At 51.2% G+C, this 8277-nt stretch carries 8 protein-coding genes; all 8 read right to left on the bottom strand.

Features of this window, described 5'->3' with window-relative positions; all coding sequences use genetic code 11:
• Positions 1-179 precede the first annotated feature (179 nt).
• On the bottom strand, positions 180-1172 hold the full coding sequence (gene proX / locus A1WG_RS17895) for a glycine betaine/L-proline ABC transporter substrate-binding protein ProX (RefSeq protein ID WP_001516924.1): 993 nt from the start codon (positions 1170-1172) through the stop codon (positions 180-182).
• 57 nt (positions 1173-1229) lie between these two features.
• Complete coding sequence (proW, locus tag A1WG_RS17900; protein ID WP_000774962.1) at positions 1230-2294, bottom strand: glycine betaine/L-proline ABC transporter permease ProW; 1065 nt, start codon at positions 2292-2294, stop codon at positions 1230-1232.
• Positions 2287-3489 (bottom strand): glycine betaine/L-proline ABC transporter ATP-binding protein ProV, encoded by a 1203-nt coding sequence (proV, locus tag A1WG_RS17905; protein WP_000985481.1) that lies wholly within the window; start codon positions 3487-3489, stop codon positions 2287-2289. Before proV ends, proW begins: the two co-directional genes overlap by 8 nt.
• A 356-nt stretch (positions 3490-3845) precedes the next feature.
• Entirely contained in the window at positions 3846-4805 is a 960-nt protein-coding gene (gene nrdF, locus A1WG_RS17910; protein WP_001516923.1) for a class 1b ribonucleoside-diphosphate reductase subunit beta, read from the bottom strand.
• Positions 4806-4814: 9 nt separating this feature from the next.
• Positions 4815-6959: a class 1b ribonucleoside-diphosphate reductase subunit alpha gene (gene nrdE, locus A1WG_RS17915; RefSeq protein WP_001516922.1), complete on the bottom strand. Its 2145-nt coding sequence runs from the start codon at positions 6957-6959 to the stop codon at positions 4815-4817.
• Positions 6932-7342, bottom strand: a complete 411-nt coding sequence (gene nrdI, locus A1WG_RS17920; RefSeq protein WP_016242531.1) for a class Ib ribonucleoside-diphosphate reductase assembly flavoprotein NrdI — start codon at positions 7340-7342, stop codon at positions 6932-6934. The genes nrdE and nrdI overlap by 28 nt, the downstream gene beginning before the upstream one ends.
• On the bottom strand, positions 7339-7584 hold the full coding sequence (gene nrdH / locus A1WG_RS17925) for a glutaredoxin-like protein NrdH (RefSeq protein ID WP_001223225.1): 246 nt from the start codon (positions 7582-7584) through the stop codon (positions 7339-7341). Before nrdH ends, nrdI begins: the two co-directional genes overlap by 4 nt.
• Positions 7585-7792: 208 nt before the next feature.
• Positions 7793-8224 (bottom strand): carboxymuconolactone decarboxylase family protein, encoded by a 432-nt coding sequence (locus A1WG_RS17930; protein WP_000209798.1) that lies wholly within the window; start codon positions 8222-8224, stop codon positions 7793-7795.
• Positions 8225-8277: the final 53 nt, after the last annotated feature.

Below are 8277 nucleotides of genomic sequence, written 5' to 3'. Positions count from 1 at the left end.
ATAAGACGCGTCAGCGTCGCATCAGACATTGTGTACAGAAGGCGGATGCGGCGAAAACGCCTTTCCGCCCTACGAAATGAGTGTGGTTTGTAGGCCTGATAAGACGCGCCAGCGTCGCATCAGGCATTGTGCACAGAATGGCGGATACGGCGTAAACACCCTATCCGCCCGAATAAAAACTACTTCTGCGCTGCCAGCGCCTCATTCACCCAGCCATCAAACTGCTGCTGGTGGGCTTTGATCCAGCCATCAACGTGGCCCTGAATATCGCCTTCTGAGGCTTTGCCGTCATGCATAATGGCGTTCTGGGCATTAATGTCCGCAACCGGCAACTGCATAATGGCGAACAGTTTCGCTGCCGCCGGGTTTTTCTCGGCCCAGGCTTTGTTGGCAACGATATGCATGGTGCTAACCGGGAAGCCGTAATTTGCGCCATTCGGCAGTTTGGTATCGGCGTTTTTATCACCCGGCAGTGCGGAGAACGGCACCTGCAACCAGACTACATCTTTCCCCGGCTTCAGTTCGTTACTCACCCAGTACGGTGTCCAGGTGTAGTAAAACACCGGCTTGCCCTCTTTGTAACGGCTGATGGTGTCGGCCATCATCGCCGCGTAGTTCCCCTGATTATGGGTTACGGTATTCGTCAGATCATAAGCGGCAAGCTGGTGGTTGATAGCGCCTTCGCAGCCCCAGCCGGGGTTACAGCCAGTTAAATCCGCTTTGCCATCGCCGTTGGTATCAAACAGTTTGGCAATCTTCGGATCTTTTAGCTGCGCGATGTTGGTAATTTTGTACTGGTCGGCCGTTTTCTTATCGATCAGGTATCCCTGCGCAGCGCCGTTAACAAATGTCCCTTCGCGATAAAACTTCTTATCGCCACCGGCAGCCTCATACATGTTGTCATGCAGCGGCGTCCAGTTCACAGCGGTAAAGGTCGCATCGCCGGAAGCCAGTGACGTATAACCAACGTTGTAATCCACTTCGCTGGGTTTGTTGACGGTATAACCTAATTTTTCCAGCGCACGGCTGACCAGCAACGTCTGGAAGGTTTCTTCGGTAATGGTGCTCTGAACCGGATTAACGGTAATACCTTTGCCCGGCAGATCGGCAGCAAAAGTTTGTGTAGAGATAAGCGTGGCAAACGCTGTCGCAAAAAGTACGCTATGTCGCATTGTTATTCCTTTTTTTGGCAGGGTGGCAATGCCCGGCGTCACCGGGCAGGTGCAGAGTTATTTAATGAACGGACGGGTCAGCAGACCGACAGGGCCAGTGGTGTACCAGCGACGGTTGCCGCGACTACGTGAGTCGCGCCCCACGGCCTGTGTCAGGCGATCGAGGATAATGGCGAGGATGACAATCCCGACGCCGCCAACGGTGGCAAGCCCCATATCCAGACGCCCGATACCGCGCAGTACCATTTGACCCAGCCCGCCGACGGCAATCATCGAGGCGATGACCACCATAGAAAGGGCCAGCATCAGCGTCTGGTTGACGCCCGCCATAATGGTCGGCATCGCCAGCGGTAACTGAACTTTGAACAGCATCTGGCGCGGGCTGGCACCGAATGAGCGCGAGGCTTCAATCAGATCCGCCGGAACCTGGTTAATCCCCAAAATGGTCAGACGGATAATAGGCGGCAGAGCAAAGATGATGGTCACCACCACGCCCGGCACGTTGCCGATACCAAACAGCATGACGATTGGCACCAGATAGACAAACGCTGGCGTCGTCTGCATGGCATCAAGCAGTGGACGGATGATTTTTGCTGCCCGTGGGCTTCTTGCCAGCCAGATCCCCAGCGGCAAACCGATGACAATACAGAATAGCAGGGCGGTTAACACCAGCGCCAAAGTCACCATTGCCTGCGACCATGCGCCGATCGCGCCGATAGCAATCAGTGAAACCAGCGTCGCCACGCCCATTCCGACACCGGAAATCTGCCAGGCTATCAGGGCGAAAACGATAATTGCCACAGGCGCGGGCATCCCCAGCAGCAGTTGCTGGAAACCGTTGAGGATATAATCCACCGGAACGCGCACACCCTGGAAGAGGGGGCGGAAATGGGTAACGACCCAGTCGATCCCTTCAGTTACCCAACTGTCGAGTGGGATCAGCGTCTTATGAAACGGATCGAGAATATTAAAATGCTCGACATTTGGTGCAGGCGTACTGGTCAGCCAGTCAGCGCCGCCGCCGTCAGTCGGTGCCGCAGCCGGTGTACCCCAGGCATCTGCGGATTGTGCGGCGCTGTCTGCCGCTGGCGTGGTATCCCACGGATTATTTTGATCAGCCATTATTTACCCCCTCACGATCTAAAGCGCGCAGCAGCATTCCTTTCGAAATGATGCCGACATACTGTTGGTCCTCGTCGACCACGGGCACCGCACAGGGTGCCTGTCCGACATGAGAGAGCAACTCGCTAAGAGGCGTTTGCGCATCGACCGCTAACGGCGCATCAATCAGCGCCGCATCAAGACCTTGCTGCTGCGTTAATGCTGCTTTTAACGAATCGATAGAGACTGCGCCGACAAATTTATTACCGCGTTCGATGACGTAGCCATATTCGCGATCTTCATCCTGTAATAATTTCAGTGCCGAACGCGGACCGAAGCCGGGGGTTTTACGAATTAAACCATTCGGGCTGCGGCGGGCAATATCTTTCGCGCTGAATACCTGACTAATATCAACGCCGCGGAAGAAGGTGCGGACATAATCATTCGCCGGATTATTGAGAATTTCATCCGGTGTGCCGACCTGTACCACTTCGCCATTTTGCATAATGGCAATTCGGTCGCCAATACGCATAGCTTCATCGAGATCGTGAGAAATAAAGACAATGGTGCGCTGATGTTTCGCCTGTAATTTTACCAATTCATCCTGCATCTCGGTGCGAATTAATGGATCGAGCGCCGAGAAGGCTTCATCCATTAATAAAATATCCGGATTAATGGCTAATGCACGGGCTAATCCAACACGTTGACGCATCCCACCAGAGAGTTCGTCCGGGTAGCTGTGGGCATAATTTTCCAGACCTACCTGACGTAGTGCATCAATGGCTTTTTCCCGACGCTCTTCGGCGTTAATTCCGGCTAGTTCCATGCCAAACGCGGTATTGTCCAGCACGGTCATATGCGGCATTAAGGCAAAGGACTGAAAGACCATCGCAATCTTTTTTCTGCGCACCTCACGGAGTTCGGCGTCGGATATTTTGGCAATATCTACACCGTCAATCAGCACTTGTCCGCGGGTGGGTTCAATCAGGCGATTGAGAAGGCGTACCATTGTGGATTTACCCGAACCGGATAATCCCATGATGACAAATATCTCGCCTTCTTCAATGGCCAGACTGGCGTCTTTTACGCCAAGCGATAGCCCAGTTTTTTCCAGAATTTGTTCTTTTGAAAGTCCTTGTTCGATATATTTGAAAGCTCGCTGTGGATGCTCACCAAATATTTTATAAAGATTTTTAATTTCTAATTTAATTGCCATGCAATAGAAAGATTCCTGTTATTTGTTTATGTCGATATATTACCCAATGGAAATAGTCACTTTTTTCTACCCTAACATACTGAGAATCTGAGGCAACCCCTGAGGGCAAATGTGGCATGAATATTGATGCGAGCAAATTGCCGGAGTTTCCCGTGATATAAGGGCTGAGAGCAAATCGAGAAAAGTTGATATTTTTTGTTATAGATAGCGAAAAAACGCCTGAATATTGTGGTTTCAGGCGAATAATGCAACAGAGGGTCAGTGTAGATCACCACAAAATATTTGCGTGATAAAAAGCTGTTTAACTGGAATTATTTCCCTGCTGTGGGTGGTGATATTTTTGAAAAATAACCTCGTCAAAAACTCCAGTCTTCGTCTTCTGTTTCGACCGCTTTTCCCATCACATAAGAGGAACCAGAGCCGGAAAAGAAATCGTGATTTTCGTCGGCATTCGGTGAAAGCGCGGCAAGGATTGCCGGATTTACTTCTGCCATTTCTGCTGGAAATAACGGTTCGTATCCCAGATTCATTAAGGCTTTATTGGCGTTGTAACAGAGAAACGCTTTCACATCGTCAGCCCATGTTGTTTCGGCGTACAGCTCATCGGTGTATTGCAACTCGTTGTCGTAAAGTTCCAGCAATAAATCGAAGGCGAAACTCTTTAATTCTTCACGTTGTGCCTGGGAGATTTTTTCCAGGCTTTTCTGATATTTATAGCCAATGTAATAACCGTGTACTGCTTCATCGCGGATAATCAGGCGGATCAGATCGGCGGTATTGGTCAGCTTTCCGCGACTGGAAAAATACATTGGCAGCCAGAAGCCGGAATAGAACAAAAATGATTCAAGAAAGACACTGGCGATTTTCTTTTTCAGCGGGCTATCACCGCGATAATATTGCTGAATAATCTGTGCTTTTCGTTGCAACGGCGCATTTTCTTCACTCCAGGCATAGGCGGCATCAACCTCTTTTGTCTGGCACAGCGTCGAGAAAATAGAGCTGTAAGAGCGGGCATGAACGGCTTCCATAAAGCTGATATTCGACAACACTGCTTCTTCATGGGGCGTGAGTGCATCGGGTATCAACGAAGGCGCGCCGATAACGTTTTGCAACGTGTCGAGCAGCGTCAGTCCAGTAAATACGCGCATCGTCAGTTGTTGTTCGATGGTACTTAACGTTTGCCACGCGGGAATATCGTTCGACAGTGGCACTTTTTCCGGTAGCCAGAAATTGCTGGTCAGGCGATTCCATACTTCCAGATCTTTATCGTCAGTAATCTTGTTCCAGTTGATGGCGCTGATATGTGAGAGTTTCATAGATATTCCTTAAAGTGCACAGGAGACGCAGCCTTCAATTTCAGTGCCTTCCAGCGCCATCTGACGCAGGCGGATGTAGTAGAGCGTTTTGATACCTTTGCGCCAGGCGTAAATCTGCGCTTTATTGATATCGCGAGTGGTGGCGGTATCGGGGAAAAACAGCGTCAGCGACAGCCCCTGATCGACATGGCGAGTCGCTTCGGCGTAGGTGTCGATAATCTTTTCCGCGCCAATTTCGTAAGCGTCCTGATATAGCGCCAGATTTTCGTTAGTCATAAACGGGGCAGGGTAGTAAACGCGTCCTGTTTTGCCCTCTTTGCGTATCTCTACTTTCGCCACAATCGGATGAATACTCGACGTAGCATGGTTGATATAAGAGATAGAACCGGTTGGCGGCACCGCCTGAAGATTCTGGTTGTAAATGCCGTAGTGCATCACGTCGTCGCGCAGTTGCGCCCACATCTCACGGGTAGGTAACGTAATACCGCTACGGGCAAACAGTTCGCCAACTTTCGCCGTTTTCGGCTGCCAGTTACCTTGCAGATATTGGCTAAAATATTCACCGCTGGCATAGCGTGACTGTTTGAATCCGGCGAAGGTTTCACCACGTTCGCGCGCCAGCAACATCGAAGTGCGCAGGGCGTGCCAGGTGATGGTGTAGAAATAGAGATTGGTAAAATCCAGTGCTTCCGGCGAACCGTAAACGATACCCTCACGCGCCAGATAGCCGTGCAGATTCATCTGCCCCAGGCCGATGGCGTGCGAGGCGGCATTTCCGGCTTCGATGGACGGCACGCTGCGGATATGACTCATATCTGACACCGCCGTCAGACCGCGCACGGCTGTCTCTACCGTGCGGGCAAAGTCTGGCGAATCCATAGTGTGAGCAATATTCAACGAGCCTAAATTGCAGGAAATATCATGGCCTGTGCGAGCATAGTCGAGATTCTCGTCATACGCTGAGGCGCTGTTAACCTGCAAAATTTCTGAGCAGAGATTACTCATATTTATGCGCCCGGCAATAGGGTTAGCACGGTTAACCGTATCTTCATACATGATGTAGGGATAGCCGGACTCAAACTGGATCTCCGCCAGCCGCTGGAAGAAATCACGGGCGTTGATGTATTTTTTGCGGATGCGTTCATCGGCAACCAGTTCGTCATAGTGTTCGCTGATGGCGATATCAGCAAACGGCTTGCCGTAAACTCGCTCAACGTCATAGGGCGAAAACAGCGCCATCTGCGCATTCTCTTTCGCCAGATGGAAGGTGACATCCGGGATCACTACCCCCAGCGACAACGTTTTAATGCGGATTTTTTCATCGGCATTTTCCCGTTTTGTGTCGAGAAAACGCAGAATATCGGGATGGTGTGCGTGCAGATATACAGCCCCAGCCCCCTGACGAGCGCCGAGCTGGTTGGCATAGGAAAATGCGTCTTCCAGCATTTTCATCACCGGAATCACGCCAGAAGATTGATTTTCAATACGTTTAATCGGTGCACCCGCTTCCCGCAGATTCGACAGCAAAAACGCCACGCCGCCGCCGCGTTTTGACAGTTGCAGTGCGGAATTAACCGCCCGACCAATCGACTCCATATTGTCTTCAATACGTAGCAGAAAACAGGAAACCAGTTCGCCTCGCTGCTGTTTACCACAGTTGAGGAATGTTGGCGTGGCAGGCTGAAAGCGTCCTGACAGCATCTCATCGGTTAGCTGCGTCGCCAGCGTCTCATCACCTTGCGCCAGCGTTAGCGCCACCATCGTGACCCGATCGGCAAAATCTTCCAGATGACGTTTACCGTCGAAAGTCTTCAGCGTATAGCTGGTGTAAAACTTCCATGCACCGAGGAACGTCTGGAAACGAAAACCACTGGCGTGTGCATGGGCAAACAGCGTAATGACAAAGTTGCGAGAGTAGCGGTTGAGGACGCTTTCATCATAGTAACCTTCGTTGACCAGCCAGTTCAGGCGCTGCTGCTGGCTGCTAAAAGTCACACTGTTCGGGCGTACATGTGTCGCCATAAAAGCGTCTACTGCCTGGCGATCTTTATCGAACTGAATGCGACCCGCGCTATCGTAAAGGTTAAGCATCGCATTCAGGGCGTGGTAATCCATCGTTTCCTGCGTCAGGCGGTCTGCGGTTGTCGTTGCCAAAATTCGGTTACTCCTTTACGAACGTTTTCGATATCGCTTTGCGTACCCATGAGTTCAAAGCGGTATAGCCACGGCACGTCGCATTTCCGGGCAATCACATCTCCGGCGCGGCCATACGCCTCACCAAAATTGCGATTACCCGAAGCAATAACGCCGCGAAGCAACGCCCGGTTATGTTCGTCGTTTAAAAAGCGAATCACCTGCCATGGCACAGCGCCAGCCGTACCGCCACCGCCGTAAGAGGGCACGATCAGGATGTAAGGCTCGTCTACCTGAATCCGTTCCCGCTCATTGAGCGGAATGCGCACGGCGGGCAGCCCTAAACGTTTGATAAAGCGATGTGTGTTTTCGGAGCTACTGGAGAAGTAGACGAGCTGACTCATGCGCTGGCTGCGTGTGGCGCTGGATGCAGGCGGTTGATCATGTCCGGACGAAAGCCAGACCAGCTAAGATCACCTGCAATCACTACCGGCAACTGGCGAAAGCCCTGAGCACGTAACGCCTCTGCCGCTTCAGGATCGCGATCGACATTAATCATCTCAAAGTCAAAGCCACGGTTTTCCATTGCTCGTTTGGTGGCGTGGCATTGAACGCAATCGTTACGAGTGTAAATAGTAATGCGCATGATTCGTATTTCCGTTTAAAATGAAGATACGGCGCGATGATACGCGTCGGGTTGTCTCTCTGTTGATACAGAGATACTAGATGTAGTTGAAAAAAGATTCAACCATACAAGATATGGGAATTTTAGATTATTGATACCGCCGTTGAGTGGCTCAACGGGGTAGGGGATTTTGTGTTTTGTTGCCGGGCGAGCCCCCGGCAACAGCAAATTACATCCGCATGGAAACCGCCAGGCGGTTAAAACAATTCATCAGCCCGATGGCAAACGTTAAGTCGCTGATCTCTGCTGCGCTGAAGTACTTAAGCAGAGGCTGATAAACGTCATCTTCTGCATGGGTTCGGGCAATATCGGTCACCGATTCCGCCCATGCCAGCGCCGCCCGCTCGCGATCGTCAAAATGATGGCTTACGCGCCAGCCTGCCAGGGCGTCCAGTTTGTTCTGCGGCACACCGGATTTGCGTAATGCTTTACTGTGCATCTCCAGACAAAATGCGCAGCCGTTGATTTGTGAGACGCGTAAATAAACTAACTCCATCAGAGTGGTATCCAGCGTACTATTTTCCAGCGCCGTTTTGGCCTGCACCAGTGCGTTATACACTGCCGGGCTAAGTTCGTAGTAGGGTTGACGTAATGTAGTCATACAGTTTCTCCTCTTATTAACGCCTGCAATGTAGCACTATAATGGACTGTCAA

It is taken from the genome of Escherichia sp. KTE96 (assembly GCF_000408525.1).
Taxonomy (GTDB): domain Bacteria; phylum Pseudomonadota; class Gammaproteobacteria; order Enterobacterales; family Enterobacteriaceae; genus Escherichia; species Escherichia marmotae.
Note: the sequence above shows the minus strand (reverse complement) of the source record. Positions and strands in the feature narration are given on the sequence as shown.